This is a genomic window from Microbulbifer pacificus, assembly GCF_002959965.1.
Classification (GTDB): Bacteria; Pseudomonadota; Gammaproteobacteria; order Pseudomonadales; family Cellvibrionaceae; genus Microbulbifer; species Microbulbifer pacificus_A.
The window spans coordinates 1-1297 of record NZ_PREV01000036.1 but is presented as its reverse complement, the minus strand read 5'-3'; the positions used below and the strand labels follow the sequence as shown (position 1 = coordinate 1297).

2 protein-coding genes are annotated in these 1297 nt (G+C 51.8%); both read right to left on the bottom strand.

All coding sequences use genetic code 11. From position 1 onward, the window contains the following. Positions 1-25 precede the first annotated feature (25 nt). Positions 26-298, bottom strand: a complete 273-nt coding sequence (locus C3938_RS17610; protein ID WP_105101273.1) for an MBL fold metallo-hydrolase — start codon at positions 296-298, stop codon at positions 26-28. A gap of 184 nt (positions 299-482) precedes the next feature. Beyond that, the coding region (locus tag C3938_RS17605) for a LysR family transcriptional regulator (protein WP_105104612.1) at positions 483-1297 on the bottom strand (815 nt) is incomplete at its 5' end.

Here is a 1297-nt window from a genome sequence, read left to right as displayed (position 1 = left end):
ATTTTAGAGCACTTCTAAAATCATCTCATATTTTAGTTTTTTTAGCGCTGTCACTATTAACATATACCTTAGAAACTTCAATCTCATCGTCCATCAAAAGCGCCACTACACCAGCGACATGATCTGCATCAGCATTTGAGATGATAATACTATCGATCTTTTCTATTTGCAGAGACTCCAACGCGCCCTGGACTGTACTGCCAGGCGCAGCACCTACAATAACGACATTGTTCGCAGAGTGAATAATTGTGCTATTCCCATGGCAGACATCAAGTATTGTAAATTCAACCGAGGCCATCTGAATCCTCTAGCGAAATTCGCCGCGCATTTCATCGCAGGCAAATCTATTGAACATGTGAGCGTTCAGGTAAGACCAGAGGGAAGACTGAGACGACGTGAGTTGAGCTGCCACCTCTAATATTGGGGTAGTGCAAACACGGGTACATCTAGCGCGTACTGTTCTCATCTAATTACGCCGCTACCTACGCCCATTCCTCGCGCTGCTCGACCAAAAAATCAATCAACGCTCGTATCTTTGTCGGCATCTGCGCTCGCGAAGGCACATACAAAAAGAACCCCGGAAAAGGCTGGCACCAGCTCTGCAACACCCTCACCAGCGAGCCATCATCAAGATACTGCTGTACGCACAGATCCAGGTGCTTTATCACACCCACACCATTAAGCGCAGCGCGCAGCATACTTTCGTCATCATTGAATACCCCGTTGCCCTTCGGCTCGAATACCAGGGTGCGCCTGTCAGCATCCGGCGATGTGAAGGACCAGCGGTCGATGATGCCACTGGAGGTAAACCGAAAGGCGAGGCAGTTGTGCTGCAGCAGGTCATCGGGTGTTTCCGGCGTGCCGTGCTTGGCGAAATATTCCGGGGAGCCGACGATCGCCATCGACATCGGCGGTGTCACCGGTACAGCCACCATATGTTCAGCCAGACTTTCCCCCAGGCGAATGCCGACGTCCATGCCACTGGAAATGATATTGGAAAGGCCATCATCCATAACCAATTCCAACTTTAATTTCGGGTAGCGCGCCAGGAAGGTTTCCATCTTTGGCTCCAGCAATACCCTGGCTGCCACTCTCGATGTATTGATCCGTATTACCCCGGACGGCTCTGCCTGCGATTCCCCCACCCCAGAGACTGCCCGGTCAACCGATTCAATGGCCGGGGCAAGAACATCAAACAGGCGCTGCCCATCTTCGGTCAGCGACATGCTGCGCGTACTGCGATTCAGCAGCCGCACATTCAGCTGCTGTTCCAGCGATTTCAGGTGCTGCGACAGGG

What these genes read in the sequence shown, in the direction of transcription:
- C3938_RS17610 (WP_105101273.1), bottom strand. Translation starts at nt 298, where the DNA reads ATGGCCTCGGTTGAATTTACAATACTTGATGTCTGCCATGGGAATAGC.